Genomic DNA, 19,080 nt, shown 5'->3' with positions numbered 1-19,080 from the left:
TGTCGCTCCCTATAACACAATACAGTGAAGATGCACGTTATGACCCGCAGGTCACGCCGGTTTGCACGCTTTGCGATTATTGGCGGAGGGAAAAAACAAAATGCTGCCGCAGCAGGAGGGCGACGATCCGGCCGTAAAACAGCCGGATCGCGTGATGCATGCAGCTTAAACCGCCAGTGTGAACCCCTTGCCGTCGAGATCGAGATTGGCGTTATAGGCTTCGTCCTGGGCAAACTGCGCCGCCCACTTTCCGGCCAGCGCGCCAAGCGCTGGTTGGGGAGCATTTACCACGCCTGAATGCACCACCTGAACATGCGGGGTCCAGACCGTCAGATAGCCCGCCTGCGCCGCCTTCAGGCACAGGTCGACATCGCCCAGAGACTCGGCAAAAGCCTCTTCGTCCAGCCCGCCCAGTGAGTCGTACAACGCTTTGGCAATCATCAGGCAGGCCGATGACACCGCGGAGTAGTTCTGCTCGACCACCAGCCGCTGCATATAACCGCGCGACGTCTTTGGCTCGCCAACGAAACCGGAACCGACACCGCCATTAAGTCCCAGAACAAGACCTGCCTGAGTAATGGTTCCTTCACGATCAACCAGACGGACCCCGACCACGCCCACTTCCGGACGTTGTGCCTGGTTGAGCAGCGACTCGATCCAGCCGACATTGACGATCTGGCTTTCGGCATCCAGCAGAATCAGGTACTCGCCCCTGGCTTCCTGGCTGACCAGATTGCGCAAGGCGGCCGTGCTGACACGCTGCTCGGCGCGGAATACGCGTACCCGGCTGGACAGCTGCTGCTGCTGATCAAGCCACGTCGATAATTCGGCAGAGGTGCTGGCGTTATCACCGATCAACACTTCATAGCGCTGATAGCGGGTGCGTTGCAGGATACTGTGCAGGCAACGTTGCAGTTCCGGCAGATTGTCCTGGCTGTGCAGCAGAATCGAGACCACCGGCCGATGGGCATGGCGATAATCGATCTTGTAGGTGCCGGGCAACGCCGAGCTGACCTCAGCCTGATAACCCCGCTGCCCCAGATGACGCGTCAGCGCCTTTTGCTCGTCCTGATTCTCTTCAAGCTCGGGGGCATCGCAGATCAGTACCGGCTCGCTCAAATGCGCCAGACCGCTCATGCCGCCTTGCTCGATCAGGCGCAGCAGCAGGTCGAATTCCAGCGCCTTGGGAAACTCTCGCGAATAGCCGCCCGCCTCGACCAGCAGTTCGCGGCGAATCAGCCAGTGCCGAGCGGCCAGCGTCGGCACACTTTGCAGCAGATCGAGGTTGAAGCCCGGACGGAACAACGGCGCCAGGGTGCCGTTGGCTTGACGGTGAATTTCATCCACAGCAACGGCTCGGCACTGCCCGGCGTCAGTCAGCTCGGCGCTGGCCAGCAGCAGACCGCTGCGGGTGAACTCTTCACCCGCCTGCGCCAGCATCAGCCAGTCGCTGGAAGCCTGTTTGACGACCTGATTGATCTTGTCGACATAGTTGCTTTCGGTGACTTTGACGAAGTGCAGTGTGTCGTTCAGGCTGGTGGTTGCCGGCAGATCACCGGTGGTGAATACCACGACCTTGAACGCTCGATAGTGGCTGTTGATAAGGCTGTCGAAGGTTGCCTGCAGCTTGAACACATCGGCGTCCAGATCAAGCAGCAAAATACCGATTTGCGAACCTGCTGGCCGACGCGTCAGCTGCGTGGTGAGCTTTTTCAGTTGTGCCGGTGCCGGATCACGCGCATCGAGCCAGTCGAGCAGCTTGCCGGAAGGCATGCCACGCAACAGCTGGCTGTTATCGAAAGCGGAATCAGACTGCAGGCGCTGGCCCCAGGCAACGATGCGCTCGGCGCGCTCGATGTCGTCCTCGTCCTCGGACTTGCCCAGCTCATCGGCCAGACGTTGCACGACGCTGTGACTGAAGGAGTAGTGTGCATAGGCTTGCCACAGACGGCTCAAAAGCGACTCGGCGTCCGGGTTGCTCTGTACACGCAACAGCTCGGCCTGCTTGACCAGCACGGACTCCAGCCCTTCCATCTGCACCTGCCCTGCCGGCAAGAGATGGATCAGAAACTCGATTTGCGCCAGTTCGTCGAACAACGGCTGGTTGTAGAACGGCAGTTCAACGAACTGGCGAGGCTCGAACTGCGCATCTGCCTGCGTCAGGGCAACGTTCCACGCTGAACTGATGATTTTTTCGCCGCCCTGATACGGCTGGGTTTCGAGGCATTCAGCCATGGCTGCCAGGCCGGCCAGTACAGCGTGCTCGCCCTGCTCACCTTGCAGATCGCGGCTATTGCCGAGCGACGAAACAACCAGGCGCGCAAGGGTTTCGCGCTCGGCTTTGGCCTTGGGGTCGATATGCTTGACTGCGCCTGCTATGGCAGCGCCATAGCGATGCTCTGCCTCCTTGCCGGCGTTGACGTGCAACGCATAGGGAATGGGCAGGATGCGCAATGAAGCAGCCGCAACCAGAAAGGCCATATGGCCGATTTCCTGCCAGTGCCGCTCGGTGCCCTCAGGCACTGACGTGAACCACTGACGCGCCAGCCTGGTCCGGGTCACGGCGTTGAGCAGTGACACGCTCTGACCCATGAAGCTCAGAAGCCGCTCGCCGGCCTGATCAGACGCGTAGTCCTCATGAACCTTGCGGTCGCGGCGGAAATAATCCACGTGATCGACGTAAGCCTGGTAACCCAGGCTATAGCCCTGGCAAGCACCGTAACGCTCGTTGCTTTCAAGGAAACTCACGGCCTCGGTCAGTGCGTCAGGCAGCAGGAAACTGTCGACCTGCGCGTACACCACAAAGGGCGTGGACACCTGCTTGAGGCCTTCTGCAATTCTGGCGCTGAGCCCGGTTTCACTGAGGGCGGCGTTGTGGACGTACTGCAGCCCGGCACGCTCCGCAACCTGCGCGTCGAGCGCAGGCGAGGCATCGACCACAATCACATTGCACGGATAACTGCTGTAGTACTTCAGCGCACGACGCAGGAAATCCGGCTGATTCTCGGCGAGCAACAGCAGGGTCAAACGCTGGCTCAACGGGGTGGTTTCATTTCCAGAATGGCTTTGCATGAGCTTTCCTTGATAGCGTGCCGATCGCGTCTCTAATCCTGGTGACCAGAAGAAACTCTGATAACCAAAAGACCCGGTCAACGCAAGAGCAAACAACACAGCTCCAGCCATCAGTGACTGGAGCGCATTAAACAGGTCGGGTCAGTCGGGCAACCAGCCGTTAGCCCAATATTGCAGGTTTTCTCCACGCAACATGAAATCGCGCAAGACGGTTTCGCGCAATTCGTCGCCCATACGATAGCTCGCATTGGGGTCTGACAGGTGCATGCGAATCGCCTGCAACCATTCTTCGGAGCTGTTGGTGTAGACCCGCGTAGCCGGCAAATGGCCCCGGTACGCCTCGGTGTCCGAACAGATGACCGGGTAGCCGCACGCACCGTACTCCAGCAGCCGCAGATTGCTCTTGCAGTCATTGAAGATATGAAATTCCAGCGGTGCCAGGGCCAGATCAAGGTTCAGGCTGGCCAGTTTGGCCGGGTAGGTTTGCAGGCTTACAGCTGTGTGATACTCATGAATGTAAGGCTTGAGCAAGTCCGGGCACATGCCGAAGAACACCCACTCGACCTCATCGGCCAGTTCACGCACGACATCGACAATCAATTCCAGGTCGCCCCGATGACTGGTCCCGCCGCCCCAGCCGATGCGCGGCTTGCCGGAAGTGCGACGCTGGCTTTTGAGGCTGCTCCACAAGTGCGTCGCCAACATGTTCGGTACGACACGAATATCGCTGTGCATGCTCGACAGCACCTGAGCCAGTGGCTGGGTAGACACCACCACTCGGTCGCACAGGCCTATGCCCTTGCGCAGCATCTCGGCAATGTTGTCGGGCATGCTGCGCCTGTGCTCGTTGCGCTCGGGCACATCGATGATGTAGTCATCCAGTTCAAAAATGCGCATGGCACTGGAGTAATTCTTGGCCAGAACGATATCCTTGATCTTGGGTTCGGAATAACGTCCTTGAAAGACGATGACATCCGGACGCTGGCGCTCGATCTCGACGGGCGTAGTCGACTCATAGGACATTCGGCCTACCACTCGCCCGGCTGCCATCAACTCAAGCAAGGGTTGGCTGACACGGTAGTGGCCTACCGCCGACGAGTTGACCAGCATGCCCAGAATCGAAGGCAGATGGCGGGTGCAGAACGGTTCCCAGCCCATTTGCAGACCTGGGTCAAGATCGAACGCCTGCACTTCATTGAGCTGAAGACTGGGGTTATAGGCCGGGTCCCGAGCCATTTTCGGCAGCCATTTTTCAAAGAACGATTGCTGCTCTTTATCCAGCGCCTGACGAGACGTTTCAGAGCGCTCGGCGGCGGCAGGCTCGGCCAATACCAGAGACGAATCGGGTGTGCCGACAATCAGGTAGCCGTCACGCCCGACCCGCATGCACAGGTCCAGATCCTGCAGCCCCTGAGTGAAGGTTGCTGCTTCCATGCCGCCTGCGTGGTCGAACACTTCCTTGCGGACCATCAGGCAATTGCCACTGACCGCGCTCCAGTTCTGTGTCAACTGCAAGCGCTGCATGTAGCTGCTTGAGCCTGTCGGATAATTGATGAAGGGCCGACCCGCCAGCCCGTCCATGCCCATCACCATCCCTGCATAGAGAATATTGCCCTGAGGGGTGAGGATTCGTGGACCGACGATACCGACTTCGGGGCGCTGAGCATGGTTGAGCAGGCCTTGCAGCCAGTCAGCCTGATGCAGCACGGCATGTGGGCTGAGCATGAGCAGATAATCGCCGTTGGCGTGCCGGGCGGCGAGGTTCTGGGCGCTGGCTTCGCTGCCGGGCTCGGTCAGCGCATAAATGCGCAGCTTGTCGCTGCCCAGCTCACTCATCGCGGCAAACCAGGCGCGGGTATCGGCGCTCTCGCTGGCGTTGTCGACGATCAGCACTTCAAAATAAGGGTAAGTCGTGTTGCTGAGCAGGCTTTCTACACAGCGCTCCAGGGCTGCCAGTTGATCCCGGGTGGTAATGATCACCGATACCAGCGGGCTTGTAGCATGCCGGTACTCGATCCGGTTCAGCAGTGGCAGCTGATCATGGTGGATGACGTGCTCTCGGCCAATGCGCGAAAGATGGGCCGATACGACCGACTCGTTATGCTCGATCACCTGAGGCAGCGAAAGCCATTCAGCGTAGGTCAGGGTCGATTCAACCTGAACCTCAGAGATGTGTTCCACAGCCTGAGGCCCGACGCCTTCCACCAGGCGCCAGATGAAATCGTGCGGTGCCAGCTCGCCGTGCACAGGGTCGAAGCCGCCTGTGTCCAGCAGCTTGCGGCGCTGGAACGCCAGCGTGCGGCCAACGTAAGGATAGGCCCGCATCAGGTCCAGGTTGAAATCAGGCTTGAAGATCGGCTCGCTGGATTTTCCATCGACCAGCGCGCCTTCGTCGCTGTAAATGCACAACAGGCCCTCGCTTTGCGCGACTCGCTCTGCCAGCACCAGCAATGACGGCTGAGTCAGCCGGTCCCCGGCACGCAGCAGATAAACCCAGTCGGCGTTCTCCAGCAGCGGCAGCACTTCGTTCAGTTGGCGTGCCCAATCCGGCTGCAACGAGAAACGCAGCACCTGCGGATCGTCAACATCGGCATTGGTCAACACAACCACTGAGTCAGCGGCGTAATCCTGCTCGGCAATGCTGCGCAGGGTGATATCCAGCCCTTCGGCATCGCCAAACGGGTCAACGACCACCGGAACGATGCGCGGCTGCCATGTCCAGTGTCCGATGCGTTTCTCGATCAGTTTTCTCTGCGGGGCGTTAAATTGCCGACACGACAGCCATTCGGTGTAGAGCTCGGCGTAGGTTTCGCTCTTGCTGCCCACCCTGCTGTGCATGACACCCTGACGGCTGGCCATTATCCCGTAAAGGCCGACCTCGTCCCACTCACGGGGCTGCTCCAGCGCCTTGCGCAAGGGCAAAAAGCGCACCCAGCCCTGGGCCGGGGCCTGCTCACCGCTACGTGCCTTGAGCATTTCGCTCAGCCAGCCCCATTCAGTGGCGGCCTTTTGAATCACGTCGGGCTGGCCGCTGAAACGATCCGGGTGCCGGCGCTCGACGTTTTGAATAGTATGCAGCGCCACCAGGTTGCCACGGCGCAACAGGCATATGAACAGGGCAAAATCCAGCAGTGCGATAAAACCCTGTCCCGACTGGGCAATCGAAGGCAGGTACTCCATAACATCGGCCCGGCGCATCAGAGCAGCACTGAACCCACCCAGATAATTGCGTGGCGTACGCTCGAAAATCGCCAGCATGTCCTCGCCTTTGAACACGGCGTCATAGGGCACAAGCCCGACGTTTTCCAGACGGGGTGGCAATACATAGTCATCGATGTCGACCAGATGTCGTCGGCCAACGACCAGACTCACGTCTTCATAGGCATCCAGGGCGCCTGCCTGATTAGCGATGAAGTACGGAAAGAGGCGGTCGTCGTCACACAGAAACTTGATGTATTCGCCGCGCGATTCTTCAAGGCACTTCAGCAGATTGGCCTGGAACCCCAGCCGCTGCGGGTTGCGCACGTAACGCGCAAGGTTGCTGGATGCAGGCACCAGTTCGTCGAAAACGGCCTTGATTTCATCGGTGCGGCAATCGTCGCAGACAATGATTTCCAGGTTGTCGTAAACCTGATTCAAGGCACTTTGTAGCGCGGCGCGGAAGAACCGGGGATTGAGGGCAGGAATGACGATACTGACGAGGGGGACTGAATTCACTATTGCAGACTCGCGAGCGGCGGGAAGTTACCGGTCAAGTAACCTCCCTCACCGCTGAAATAAAGACGGCGGATGCTCAATGCCAAGGTTACAGCTGGCTGAACAGGTTCAGCTTGGACAACTGGACAAATACCTGCTGAGAGGCATCCAGCATAGTCTTCTGCAACGTCAATCGGGTGGTGGCCTCAACGATATCGGCGTTGACGTAAGTGCCTTGCTCAACTGTGTTGTTACCCTTGAGCAAATCGTTGGTCGTGCCCTGCGCCGTCGCCGCCAATTGCCGTGCGCCGCCGGCGGAGCGCGCTGTGGACGCCTGGTCGATGCTGCTGGCAATGTTGCCAAGCGCCGAGCCCAATGCGGCATCAAGCTTTTGCGAGGCAACCAGATTGCCGTCAGTGGGTGTCGACAATGCCTTGATCGCTGCGGTCAGCGTATTGAGGATGTTCTCGGTCTGGTGCGTGCCGGACTCCACGACAAACTGGTCACCGGCTGCTGGCGTACCGCTGACCGTAAAATTGACGCCCGACGCATTGGCCGTTGAACCGGTCAACGTGCCACTCGACACCGGCTTGCTGCTGCTGGTGACGGGCGACGCATACAGGTCGTAGGCAGTGGCACTGGTGAACTTGAGAATCGCACCATTGGGCGGAAAGGTGTTGTTGAACGCCGTGCGGTCAGCCGTTGTGTTGCCTACTGCCGAACTGCTGATAGTAGCGGCCGACGTGTTACCCGGGCTGCGCGAGGCCGAGACCGTGTCCGGCGTCGAGGCCAGTTCATAGCTGCGATTGGTCAGTGCAGTAGCGGCCGTTGCAGGCGTGGCAGATTCGGCAGCTGACAGGTTGATGTTCATGGTCAGCTCGACACCGCGGAAGGTGAAGGTCTGATCAGCGAACGAGCCATAGCTGAATTTACCGGCAGTTGACGCATCGGTCGTGACATCGGTGCCGCTGGCATCGGTAATCTTGAACTGCGTGCCACTGAGGAACGTCATGGTGTACGGTTCGCCAGCCTGATAGCCCGAGTTGTAGGCGCTGGTAGACGTCACCTGACCGCCAGTCAGGCCAACCTTGCCGTCGTCGGTCGCTGGCGAAAGCAGGGTCGAGGACGTACGGGTAGTGTTGACGGCTTGCTCGAACGCTTCATAGCCTGTGGTGTTGCTCGGTAAAACCAGGCCATCACCAATCGCCAGATTGACGCTGGTCTGGTCCCCGCTATAGCTGTAAGTGCCATCGGCATTCTGCGCGTACGGCGGAGCCGAAGACTTGGACCCGGCAAAAATATACTGGCCGTTGGAGTCCTGGCTGTTCATCAAGCCGAGAAGCTGGCTCTGATACTGCTTGAGTTCAGCGGCCTTGGCCAGGCGGTCGGAATCGGTGTAGGCACCGTTGCCTGCCGACACGATCACTTCACGGGCTGTCTGCATCGTATCAACGATGCTGGTCAGCGCGGTCTCGGAATTGACGATGTTGGTATTGATCGTGCCGATGTTCGACGCGTACTGGGTCAGCATGGAGTTCTGCTGAGCCAGTTGCAGGACACGTGCAGCGCCTACCGGATCATCGCTGGCGGTATTGAGTTTGATGCCGCTGGAGACCTCTTCACTGGTCTTGAGCACATTCGAATAAGTACGCTGATAGTTGGTGTTGGTGGATTCGTAGAACTGGGTAGTTGAGATCCGCATGGTTCACGACTCCTTAAAGGCTGTTGATCAGCGTGCTGAAAATGGTTTGGGCCGCCTTGATGATCTGCGAAGAGGCGGTGTAGTACTGCTGATACTTGATCAGGTTGGCCGCTTCTTCATCAAGCGACACGCCGGAGACCGAATCACGCGCCGATTTGGCCTGTGCAACGACGGCAGCGCTGGCGGTGACATCGCTCTTGCCCTGCCCTGCCAGCGTACCGACCACCGAGACCAGATCGGCGTAAGCGCCGGACAGGCTGGTGCCCACGCCGCCGTTGGTGACGCCGACAGTCTTGGCCGTCTGCAACCCTACTACTGCCAGCGCGTTGCGGTTGTCCGAAGAGCCGGCACCCGTCAGGCCGATGCTGAACGTGTCATTGACCAACGGCGAACCGGAGAGGGTCATCTGCACTTCGAATGCCGTCTTGCCGGCTGGCGTGGTGGTGTTGTCGGTGTAACCGATGCTCAGCTTTATGGCGTTGCTCTGGCCCTGAATGATCGTGCCACTTACCGCGCTGCCATTCTGGTCGAGCACGGGCGCACCACTGGCATTGATCAGCGTGTAGCTCTGCACACCGGTACTGCTGACCGCGCCCATCACCAGCTTCATCGGCGCGGAGTCTTTGATCGCGTTACGCAGGTCAGACGTCTGAACGCTGTTATAGATGTCCGATTTGGTATTGAGCACGGGCTGCGTGAAGCCACCTGTACCCGAGTTGCTGGCCCCGGCAGTAGCGGTCAATGGCGCGGCGGCTGCAATGTCCTTGGGATCGGTCAACACCACCGAGATACCCGAGGCGCCGTTGCGTGTCGGAGTGACCTTGAAAACGTCGCCAGCAGCCAGCGCATTGCCATTGAGGCTGACACTGAAGCCATCGAACTGTTTAGGCGGGTTGTCAGTCAGCGCACCGGTGCCGACGCTTTCGCCGTTGGGCAGGCGACGAACCGTGAAGTTGGAGGCGTCGCTGAAGGTGACTTCATAATCGTCGGCGGTCAGTTTGCTGGTATCGCCAATGGTCACGTCCAGGTTGCCGGAACCGGCACTGTTGGTGGTCTTGCCGGTACTGCGCTGCGAAATGGCGTCGGCACTGTTGATGTTGGAATACAGGCTCGAACCGAAGTTGCCTTTGCTGTCGATGCCCTGGCTCATCTGGCTGTTGACCTGATCGGCCAGCACCATCGCGGCACGGCCAAGCTCATTGGTCGCAGGCACCAGCACGTCCGAGCGATAGCGCAGCAGACCGCCAATCGAGCCACCGCTGATCACCGAGGTGACGTCAGTCTTGGTCTGGCCGTAAGCGATTTGTACGTTGTACTGCAGAGGATCGGCAGGGCTCGGGGTCGCCGACATGGTGTACGACGTGCCACCGCTGACCAGCGATTGGCCGGTGCCGGTGTAGATATCGTAGTTGCCGTTGTTCTCGATTACTTTGACACCCACCAGCCCGTTGAGCTGGCGCACAGTCTCATTGCGCGAATCGAGCAGCGAGTTGGGCGTAGTGTTACCAGCCCCTGCCTGAGTGATCTGCTTGTTCAGGCTTGCCAGGGTCGTGGTCAGCTCGTTGACCTGTTTGGTGAAGGTGGTGAGCTGGGCATTGACGTTGTCATTCTGCGACGACAACTGTGAAGCGACCGAATTGAAGCGTGAGCTCAACGCAGAAGCCTGAGTCAGAAATGCCGAACGGTCCGACGACTGAGTAGCGTTGGTGGCAATACCCTGCATCTTGGTGAAAAAGTCAGCCAGCTGCGTGGACACGCCAGTCGCGCTATCGGACAGCAGCGTATCGGTCTTGCTGGCCTGGCCGGAGTACGCAACCGCGTCGGCGCTCAGGGCAGTACTGGTTTGCAATTGGGCATCAAGGTAGCTGTTGTAGATACGACGCACGTCGGACAGCGTCGTACCGGTGCCTATGTAACCGACACCCAGGCCGATATTGATCTGTGCCGAAGCCGTGGTCATTACCTGCTGACGCGAGTAACCGGCGGTATCCACGTTGGCCGTGTTGTTACCGATGGTGTTGATCGCGGCACTGCTGGCATTGATACCTGAGAGCCCAATTGAAATCAGCGACATGATTCAAAACCTTATAAAGTCGTGGAAGAGCCCGATGCAGCAGCGTAAGTCTGGTAACTCTTCATCTGCTTCGCGATCTGCGAAATCTTGCTGGCATAGTCCGGGTCAGTGGCGTAACCGGCCTTCTGCAATTCTTTTACAAACTGTTCCGGTTTATCGGCCGAATTGACCACTTCTTTATACCGATTGTTGTTCTGCAGCAGGCTGACCAGGTCATGGAAGCTGTCGGCGTAGGAATCGTAGGAACGGAAATCCGCGGTTTCCTTGACCATCTTGCCGTCACGGAACTCGCTGGTAATGGCGCGCGCTTCAGCGCCTTTCCAGCTACCCGCTGCCTTGATACCGAACAGGTTGTGACTGCTGCTGCCATCCTGCTGACGCATGATCGACTTGCCCCAGCCGGTTTCCAGCGCAGCCTGCGCCACCAGCATCACTGGATCGACGCCGATGCGTGCGGCTGCTTCCTTGGCCAGCGGCAGCATGGTTTCGACAAACTGATCGGCGTTGCTGAATGCGCGCTTGGCCGGTGCCAGCGGTGGCTGGGCCATGGAACGCACGTACTCAGGCGCGGGTGCCAGGTTGGGGTCGAGCGTCCAGTCGCCGTTGTTGCCGTTGCTGCTGGCCGTTGCGCGAGCAGGCACCGGGCTATTGCTGACGGCGGCTGTAGCGGAAGGCACGATGCCGGCCAGCAATCGGTCGGTGAGTTTGGTTGGCAACGACAGACGACGCGAGTTGAGCGCCGCCATGTCATTGCGCCCATCACTAGATGCCGAAACTGCCGCAGCCGCCTGATCTGCCGCCGCCGAGCGCGTGGCCCACAGCGGACGCTGATAGACACTGGTCGCCAGTCCGGTTTTGGCCGGGGTTGCATCGGTGGTCGTTGCAGGCGTGGCCGTCGTATCGGTCGGTGCTGCGTGCTGAATACCCTTGTCCTTGGACAGTTGACGCATCAACACGTCCTGCAAACCGATGCCGTTGCCACGGGTGGACAGGGTGACCGCCAATTGCTGGTCATACATGTCCTGATACTGGCGCGTCGCCGGGGTGTTCATCGGGTTGTCCTTGGCCAGCACTTCGTTGGCCGAGCGCATGGCCTTGAGCATCTGGCTGACGAACAGCGACTCGAACTCGCGGGCCACCTTCTTCTGGTTTTCCACACTGTCCTTGTCGCCATGCTTCAGCGACGCCAGACGGTTGACGTCGGTGTAGGCACCCGAATCGACCGCCGACGAAATTCCGCTCTTGGGCATGTCCATAATCGAGTCCTCAGATGACGATCAGGTCGGCTTGCAACGCGCCGGCCTGCTTAAGGGCTTCGAGAATGGCCATCAGGTCACCGGGCGCAGCGCCCACCTGATTGACCGCACGAACAATCTCATCCAGCGTGGTGCCTGGACCGAACTTGAACATCGGGTGTAGCTCCTGCTGGGCATTGACCCGCGAACGCGGCACGACCGCCGTCTGACCACCGGACAATGCGCCCGGCTGGCTGACAATCGGGTCTTCGGTAATGGTCACGGTCAGGCTGCCGTGCGTTACCGCAGCGGGCGAAACCTTGACGTTCTGACCGATCACGATAGTGCCGGTCCGCGAATTGATGATGACCTTGGCAGCGGTCTGGCCCGGATCGACTTCCAGGTTTTCCAGAATCGACAGGTAGTCGACACGCTGGCCCGGATCAAGCGGCGCGGTCACACGTACCGAGCCACCGTCCAGCGCCTGAGCAACACCAGGACCAAGCAGCTCATTGATCTTGTCCACAATCCGCTTGGCAGTGGTGAAGTCGGACCGGTTCAGGTTAAGGGTCAGGGTATTACCCTGATTGAAGCCGCTCGGCACCGAGCGCTCGACCGACGCACCACCGGGAATACGGCCCGACGACGGAACGTTGACAGTGATTTTCGAACCGTCACGGCCTTCCGCGTCAAAACCGCCGACCACCAGGTTGCCCTGTGCGATGGCGTAGACATTGCCATCGACACCCTTCATCGGCGTCATCAACAGCGCACCACCGCGCAGGCTCTTGGAGTTACCGATCGAGGAAACGGTGATATCGACCGTCTGACCCGGCTTGGCGAACGCTGGCAGATCCGCGTACACAGCAACTGCTGCAACGTTTTTCAACTGCACAGTGCCGGAACCGGACGGCACCTTGATGCCGAACTGCGACAGCATGTTATTGAACGTCTGCAGGGTGAACGGGGTCTGGGTGGTCTGGTCGCCCGTACCATTGAGACCCACGACCAGACCGTAACCGATCAACTGGTTGGCCCGCACGCCGGAGATGCTTGCGATGTCCTTCAAACGCTCGGCGTGAACGCCGAACGCTGTGGACAACAACAAGGTCGCCGCTATCAGTTGCTTGAGCTTGATCATGTTTATCCCGCTATCAGAAAGGGAACAACGGGCTGAGGAAGAACCGGTCGAACCAGCCTGGCTGGCTGGTATCGGCAAAGGCTCCAGTCCCCGAATAGGTAATACGTGCATCGGCAATACGGGTGGACGACACGGTGTTGTCGGTGGCGATGTCATCAGCCCGAACCAGCCCGGCAATCCGCACCAGCTCGTCACCGGTATTGAGGGTCATCCACTTCTCGCCACGCACAGCAAGAATGCCGTTGGGTAAAACATCCGCCACAGTCACAGTGACCGAACCGGTCAGGCTGTTGCTCTGTGCGGCCTTGCCATCGCCCTTGGTAGTACGAGCGCCGTTGTAGCCTGCGTTGAGGCTCAGGTCATTGCCACCAATCGGGTTGTTGGTGGTCAGGCCCGAACCGAACAGCGAGGTAAGACCAATACTGTTGGTGCTGTCCTTGGTCATCGCCGAAGTGGCCGCCTTGCTGGCTGCCATACGCTCGGAAAGCGTGATGGTGATGATGTCGCCGATACGGAAAGCCTTGCGGTCGCCGTACAGGTTCTGCTCGAAACCGGCCTGATAGATGGCACCATTGTTGGCAGCGGCCGACATGGGTGTACGCGGCAACACCGGAGCGTAATAAGGGTCATTGGGCTTGGCCGTCGGCGCAACACAGCCAGACAGCAGGGTGATCCCGCACAATGAAGCGATCAACACTGAAAAACGCGGAACACTAATGCGGTTCATGACACTTGAAACCTCGCGGTGTAACAGGCGCTTATCAGGCGCCCTATCGGATTGAGCAGTTTTACGAGCAACAACATCAAACACTTACAGGTTCTGAGTCAGGTTCTGCAGCATCTGGTCGGCGGTCGAGATCACTTTGGAGTTCATCTCGTAAGCACGCTGGGTGGTGATCATGTTGACCAGTTCTTCAACTGTGCTGACGTTGGAGTTTTCCAGGGTGTTCTGCAGGGTCGGCCCCAGGCCGTTGAGGCCAGGCGTGCCGATCTGCGGCGCGCCGCTTGAACCGGTTTCCAGATAAAGGTTGCCGCCAATGGCCTGCAGGCCGGCCGGGTTGATGAAGTCAGCGGTCTGGATGTTGCCGATGATCTGCGGTGTGGCGGTTGCACCTGCCAGGGTGACGGAAACAGTACCGTCCTGACCGACAGTGAAGGTCTGGGCGTTCTGTGGAACGACAATCGCAGGCTCAAGAGCGTAGCCGTTGGCAGTCACGATCTGGCCGTTGGCGTCCAGGTGAAAAGTACCGTCGCGGCTGTAGGCAACAGTGCCGTCCGGCTGGGTCACCTGAAAGAAACCACGACCGTTGACCGCCAGGTCCAGCGGGTTGTTGGTGGTCTGCAGGCTACCGGCTGTGAAGTTCTTCTGCGTACCGACAATGCGCACACCGGTACCCAATTGCAGACCGGATGGCAGCTCGCTGTCCTGAGTGGACTGGGCACCCGGCTGGCGTTTGATCTGGTACAGCAGGTCCTGAAACTCGGCACGGTCACTCTTGAAACCTGTGGTCGAAACGTTCGCCAGGTTGTTGGAGATGGTGGTCAGGTTGGTGTCCTGAGCGGCAAGACCGGTTTTAGCGACGTATAGTGCAGGAAGCATGTGTGTTCTCCTCAAGCGCCGGTTTGTCGGCGCAAGCTGTCATTGATTAGCCAAGTTGCAAGACGCGAGCCATCGACTGATCGTCTTCTTCGGCGGTCTTCATCATCTTGACGTGCAATTCGAATTGACGGGACAAGGCCAGTACCGAGGTCATTTCCTCGACCGCATTGACGTTACTCGCCTGCAGAAAGCCGGACTCGACCTGAACGGTGGCATCTGCGTCGGCAGGCCGACCGGTCTTGGTGTGGATCAGGCCATCGGGGCCTTTTTCCATGGTCTTGAGGTCAGGCTTGACCAGCTTGATACGGTCGACCTGCGCCATCACCTGTGGGCTTTCGCCCAGTGAGCGAATGCTGATTGTGCCGTCGGCACCGATCTCGATCTGCTGCTGAGGCGGCACGGCAATCGGACCGCCATTGCCCATTACCGGCAAACCGCTGCCGTCGCGCAACACACCCAGCGCATCGATGTTCATGCCGGAGCTGCGGGTGTAGGCTTCGCCACCATCGGGGGTCTGCACTGCAATCCAGCCATCACCTTTGACGGCGATGTCCAGTTCACGGCCGGTCTCCACCATGGCACCGGCGGAAAAGTCGGTCCCCGGACGTTCGCTCATCGCATAGGCACGCGACGGCATGACCTCGCCAAACACCGGCATCGAGCGGGCCTGTTCAAGGTCACGCATGAAACCGTTGGTTGATACGTTTGCCAGGTTGTTGGCGTGAGCCTTCTGCGCGATCGCGTTTTCGGATGCACCGCTCATTGCGACGTAAAGCAACTTGTCCACAGTCTTCCTCCTCCGACAGACGCTTGCCGCCTGTAGCTGTTCTGAAAGGGTTAAAGCAATTTTTGAACCAACTTGTCAGGCTCGATACAAATGCCTGATTAACCAGCAAAAACCGGCATTCGATGATGCCCTTCGGGCAAAGCGCCACCCAATAGCGGCGGAGGACTGCCGCCTGCCGATCATCAAGCAGCGAGCACCGCCAAAAAAACTTCATTGGTATGGGCTGACAAGCGGATCGACAGTGATAATCTTGCCGACACCGCAGCCCTGAACGGGAACCCTCATGCTTTTTCGTGCGTGCATTGCCGGCATCGCCAGCGCGAGCCTGATGACCCTCGCCCTCCTCGCCCAGGCCGCCCCCGCCCACTATTACAAATGGCAGGGCGACAGCCGGATTGTCTGCGCCCAGACCAGCCCCGGGCCTGGCTGGACACGGCTGAAAGGTCACTTCATCAAATCCGACTGCTCAATCTGATCAGGTCGACTGAATCAGCGTCTGCATCACGGTCGCCTCTGTCGATATGGCTTTGGAGTTGGCCTGATAAGCCGTCTGCGCCTGGATGAGAGCAATCAGCTCATCAGCCAGGACGACATTGGACCCCTCCAGCCCGTCGCCAATGAGGCTGCCCAGCGTGCCGACGCCCGGCACATCGTAATCGGCAACGCCAGAGTCGGCGGATTCGGTCCAGCGCGTATCACTGCGCGCCTGCAACCCCTGCGGATTGGCGAAGCTGGCGAGTATCACCTGACCGATATTCTTGTTCATGCCATTGGTAAACCCGGCACGCAGGATGCCATCGCGCCCCACGCTCAAGCTGCTCAACTGCCCCGCCGCATGGCCATCAACATGCGTGGAAGAACGCGAACTGGCGGCGTTGTGCTGCAGCAGGTTGGTGAAGTCGATCGTAATGCCCTTCGCACTGCCAGCCGCACCGTTGGGCACCCATTTTTCTGGCCCTGTGACCCGCTCGGCAGGCATGGCCGGTGTCCAGCCGGTCAGTTGCAGACCGTTGCTATGGGTACTCGCAAAACCAGGGCCGCCGGTCAATGACTGTACCCAGCCGCCAGAATCAAACACGATGTTTGCCGTCAGCGGGTCGGTGGAATCAGGCATCTGCGGGTTGCGGCCATCAATCAGCGCATGGATGCGCCAGCTGTTGGTGCCGTCCTTCACGAAATACTGCTTCAGCTCGTGCTGATTGCCCTGGCTGTCGAAAATCGCATTGGCAAACATATCGCTGTACGTCTTCAGGTCCGATGGATCGAACGCCGGAACCGGGCGATCCATCAACGCATCACCAGGATCAAGCATGCTGATCGATCCATTATTCAACGGCAGCGACACTGTGCCGCCATTGGCAGCGCCGTTACTGACCCAGGCACCACCGACCTCTTCAGCCGGCCGCCAGCCTTGCAGGGCAAATTCTGTGTCCGAGACCTTACGAAGGTGCTGGCTATTGCCGCTGTATGAAAGCGATCCGTTCGGTCTTTGCTCAAGGGTGACGTGCAACGGCGCCACGCTGTTCGGATCCACCGGATTGCGCCCATCGATCAGCACATACATGGACCACTGACTGTCGCCGGTCTTGACGAAGTACTGCTTGAGCTCATGATCCGCCGCAGGCAAAGCAGTAGCTCCCGCTCCAGACCCCGCGTCCTGAATGGTACGGCCAACGGCCCGCGTGTAGGTCGCAGGATCGGCCGGATCGAAGACCGGCAAACGCGCGAGCGAAGGCAGCGAGGCGTCCAGGTTGATGTTCTCGGCAACCCGCGTGGTGGCTCTGGCAGACACATTCGACGTGTCAATCTGCAAGTCGGTACGCAATCCCCGTTTGATCTTGCCCTGCTCGTTTGCCGCATAGCCTTGCAATCGTCCACCCTCGCTGTCGACAACGAAGTTCGCCGCGTCCTTGAGGAACGCTCCGGCACGGGTATAGGCAAGAGACCCACCGTCACTAACCACAAAAAAGCCGTTGCCCTGAATACGCATGTCGAGCGGATTACCCGACGTGGTCATGCTTTCGCCCTGATTGAAGTTTTGCTGCATTGAAGCAAGACGTACGCCATCACCTACAGCATTGCGACCACTGCCCAACTGGCTGGCTGAATACAGCGCCGAGAACTGCGCACGCGACGACTTGAACCCGATAGTGCCGGAGTTGGCAATATTGTTACCGGCCACCTCCAGCCTTTTATTCGCGGCATGAATGCCGCTGATCGCGGTATTGAACGACATGAAAACTCCTTTACCCCAAAGGGCAACTCATAGAGGAGTTTTGATTCTCACATCATCGCGCGTAGGAGATTTCCAAGTACATTGACTGAACTTTCTGCAAGTTTAATTAAACTCGAGCGTGCATCACTTTGTAAAAAACAACCAAAAAAAAGCCCCTTCGAAAAGGGGCTTTATTTAACGCTCTACACTATCAAGTCATCTGAATAGTGGTTTGCATGATGGTGCTTTGAGTGGAGATAGTCTTGGCGTTCGCCTGGTAGTTGCTCTGCGCCTTGATCAGGTTGACCAGCTCCATGGTCAGATCGACGTTGGACTCTTCCAGCGCCTGACCAGTGATGTAGCCGAGGGTGCCCGATTGCGGCGTGCCGCTGACCGGTACGCCCGAAGCGAAGGTTTCACGCCAGTTGGTGCCACCTGCCTGCGCCAGGCCTTGCACGTTGGCAAAGTTGGTCAGCGAGGTCTGCCCGATCACTTGGGATTTGCCGTTGGTGTAGGTCGCGAACAGGTTGCCGGTTGCATCAACGCTCATCGCGCTGAGCTGGCCAGTGGCGTAACCGTCCTGGTCCTGAGTGATCAGGCCCGACACCGACGCGGTCTGGGTAATACCGGCCATGTTCAGTTTGATGGAGGCACCCGTAGCACCGTTCGCGCCCCAGCTGGTGGTCGTGCCGGTGCCGGATTGCACACCTGGTACCCAGTTGGCGACAGTAAAGGTGCCATCAGTGTTGAACTTGATGTTCGCACTGTCGGTTGGTACGGCACCCGGCGCTGCGACGACCAGATTACCCGATGAGTCGAATGTCAGGTCGTTCTTGTCGGCCGTAGTAGTGGTCGGGTCGGAAATGCTGCGACCGTCCATCAGCGAGTACATGGACCAAGTGTTGGTGCCGGTCTTGACGAAATACTGATCCAGCGTATGCGCGTTACCCTGAGTGTCATAGGTCGGCGTGCTGTACTTCATGTTGTACGACTTGGTGTCAGTCGCGTCGAACGTAGTGAGCGACGGCAAGGCAGTGGTCGAATTCAGGTTGGCAACGTTGGTAATGGCGGTGGTTGCCTTGGGCTGAAGGTTGGACGAATCCACCCGCAGGTCGCTCAATGCACCGGTTACCACACTGCCGTTGGCATCAACGTTGTAACCCTGCAACTTCATACCGCCGCTGTTGACGACGTAGCCTTCCTTGTCGGTGTGGAATGCACCGGCACGGGTGTACAGCTTCTCGCCGTTATTGCTGAGCATGAAGAAACCGTTGCCGTTGATGGCAAGGTCGAGGCTGTTGGCAGTACCGGTAGTCAGGTTGCCCTGCGAGAACTGCTGGGAAACCGCTGCGGTTGTTACGCCGCTGCCCACATTGGTCTGGCCGGAAGTGCCGCGAATCGATTGAGCGTATTGATCGGCAAACTCCGCGCGCGACGATTTGAAGCCAGTGGTCGCAACGTTGGCAATGTTGTTGCCGGTAACGTCGAGACTTTTGTTTGCAGCATAGAGCCCACTAAGGCCGATATTGAAAGACATGTTTCACTCCTGCGCCTGGTA

General features: G+C 58.8%; 12 protein-coding genes. 1 reads left to right on the top strand and 11 read right to left on the bottom strand.

What is annotated here, in order from left to right:
- Positions 1-165: 165 nt before the first annotated feature.
- The 9 genes from RYA97_RS24625 to RYA97_RS24585 form a co-directional block, all read right to left on the bottom strand.
- A complete protein-coding gene (locus RYA97_RS24625; RefSeq protein ID WP_316893263.1) occupies positions 166-3,072 on the bottom strand; it encodes a glycosyltransferase in 2,907 nt (968 codons plus the stop codon).
- A gap of 141 nt (positions 3,073-3,213) precedes the next feature.
- A complete protein-coding gene (locus RYA97_RS24620) occupies positions 3,214-6,789 on the bottom strand; it encodes a glycosyltransferase (RefSeq protein WP_316893261.1) in 3,576 nt (1,191 codons plus the stop codon).
- Between the two features lie 88 nt (positions 6,790-6,877).
- Entirely contained in the window at positions 6,878-8,470 is a 1,593-nt protein-coding gene (locus tag RYA97_RS24615) for a flagellar hook-associated protein 3 (RefSeq protein ID WP_002554305.1), read from the bottom strand.
- 13 nt (positions 8,471-8,483) lie between these two features.
- Entirely contained in the window at positions 8,484-10,544 is a 2,061-nt protein-coding gene (gene flgK, locus RYA97_RS24610; protein WP_005744568.1) for a flagellar hook-associated protein FlgK, read from the bottom strand.
- An 11-nt stretch (positions 10,545-10,555) separates the two neighbouring features.
- On the bottom strand, positions 10,556-11,800 hold the full coding sequence (flgJ, locus tag RYA97_RS24605) for a flagellar assembly peptidoglycan hydrolase FlgJ (RefSeq protein ID WP_016981490.1): 1,245 nt from the start codon (positions 11,798-11,800) through the stop codon (positions 10,556-10,558).
- A 10-nt stretch (positions 11,801-11,810) separates the two neighbouring features.
- Positions 11,811-12,920, bottom strand: coding sequence for a flagellar basal body P-ring protein FlgI (locus RYA97_RS24600; protein WP_003404340.1), 1,110 nt, complete (start codon positions 12,918-12,920; stop codon positions 11,811-11,813).
- Positions 12,921-12,933: 13 nt separating this feature from the next.
- Positions 12,934-13,647, bottom strand: a complete 714-nt coding sequence (gene flgH / locus RYA97_RS24595; RefSeq protein WP_004658720.1) for a flagellar basal body L-ring protein FlgH — start codon at positions 13,645-13,647, stop codon at positions 12,934-12,936.
- 84 nt (positions 13,648-13,731) lie between these two features.
- Entirely contained in the window at positions 13,732-14,520 is a 789-nt protein-coding gene (flgG, locus tag RYA97_RS24590; RefSeq protein WP_002554310.1) for a flagellar basal-body rod protein FlgG, read from the bottom strand.
- A gap of 46 nt (positions 14,521-14,566) precedes the next feature.
- The gene (locus RYA97_RS24585) at positions 14,567-15,307 is read right to left on the bottom strand and encodes a flagellar basal body rod protein FlgF (protein ID WP_004658719.1); all 741 of its coding nucleotides are present in this window, start codon (positions 15,305-15,307) and stop codon (positions 14,567-14,569) included.
- 283 nt (positions 15,308-15,590) lie between these two features.
- Here RYA97_RS24585 and RYA97_RS24580 point away from each other — a divergent pair, with 283 nt between their 5' ends.
- Positions 15,591-15,782, top strand: coding sequence for a hypothetical protein (locus RYA97_RS24580; protein ID WP_005754776.1), 192 nt, complete (start codon positions 15,591-15,593; stop codon positions 15,780-15,782).
- Here the strand turns inward: RYA97_RS24580 and RYA97_RS24575 are convergent, their stop codons facing one another.
- Positions 15,783-17,543 carry a flagellar hook protein FlgE gene (locus RYA97_RS24575; RefSeq protein WP_016981491.1) on the bottom strand — a complete coding sequence of 587 codons (1,761 nt, stop codon included), beginning with the start codon at positions 17,541-17,543 and terminating at the stop codon, positions 15,783-15,785.
- Positions 17,544-17,733: 190 nt separating this feature from the next.
- Positions 17,734-19,059 carry a flagellar hook protein FlgE gene (gene flgE, locus RYA97_RS24570; protein ID WP_054078063.1) on the bottom strand — a complete coding sequence of 442 codons (1,326 nt, stop codon included), beginning with the start codon at positions 19,057-19,059 and terminating at the stop codon, positions 17,734-17,736.
- Between the last annotated feature and the right edge of the window lie 21 nt (positions 19,060-19,080).

It is taken from the genome of Pseudomonas syringae group sp. 26L6, from assembly GCF_032587815.1.
Taxonomy (GTDB): Bacteria; Pseudomonadota; Gammaproteobacteria; order Pseudomonadales; family Pseudomonadaceae; genus Aquipseudomonas; species Aquipseudomonas amygdali.
Note: the sequence above shows the minus strand (reverse complement) of the source record. Positions and strands in the feature narration are given on the sequence as shown.

What these genes read in the sequence shown, in the direction of transcription:
- RYA97_RS24625 (WP_316893263.1), bottom strand. Translation starts at nt 3,072, where the DNA reads ATGCAAAGCCATTCTGGAAATGAAACCACCCCGTTGAGCCAGCGTTTG.
- RYA97_RS24580 (WP_005754776.1), top strand. Translation starts at nt 15,591, where the DNA reads ATGCTTTTTCGTGCGTGCATTGCCGGCATCGCCAGCGCGAGCCTGATG.
- RYA97_RS24615 (WP_002554305.1), bottom strand. Translation starts at nt 8,470, where the DNA reads ATGCGGATCTCAACTACCCAGTTCTACGAATCCACCAACACCAACTAT.
- flgG (WP_002554310.1), bottom strand. Translation starts at nt 14,520, where the DNA reads ATGCTTCCTGCACTATACGTCGCTAAAACCGGTCTTGCCGCTCAGGAC.
- flgK (WP_005744568.1), bottom strand. Translation starts at nt 10,544, where the DNA reads ATGTCGCTGATTTCAATTGGGCTCTCAGGTATCAATGCCAGCAGTGCC.
- flgJ (WP_016981490.1), bottom strand. Translation starts at nt 11,800, where the DNA reads ATGGACATGCCCAAGAGCGGAATTTCGTCGGCGGTCGATTCGGGTGCC.
- flgE (WP_054078063.1), bottom strand. Translation starts at nt 19,059, where the DNA reads ATGTCTTTCAATATCGGCCTTAGTGGGCTCTATGCTGCAAACAAAAGT.
- RYA97_RS24600 (WP_003404340.1), bottom strand. Translation starts at nt 12,920, where the DNA reads ATGATCAAGCTCAAGCAACTGATAGCGGCGACCTTGTTGTTGTCCACA.
- RYA97_RS24575 (WP_016981491.1), bottom strand. Translation starts at nt 17,543, where the DNA reads ATGTCGTTCAATACCGCGATCAGCGGCATTCATGCCGCGAATAAAAGG.
- flgH (WP_004658720.1), bottom strand. Translation starts at nt 13,647, where the DNA reads ATGAACCGCATTAGTGTTCCGCGTTTTTCAGTGTTGATCGCTTCATTG.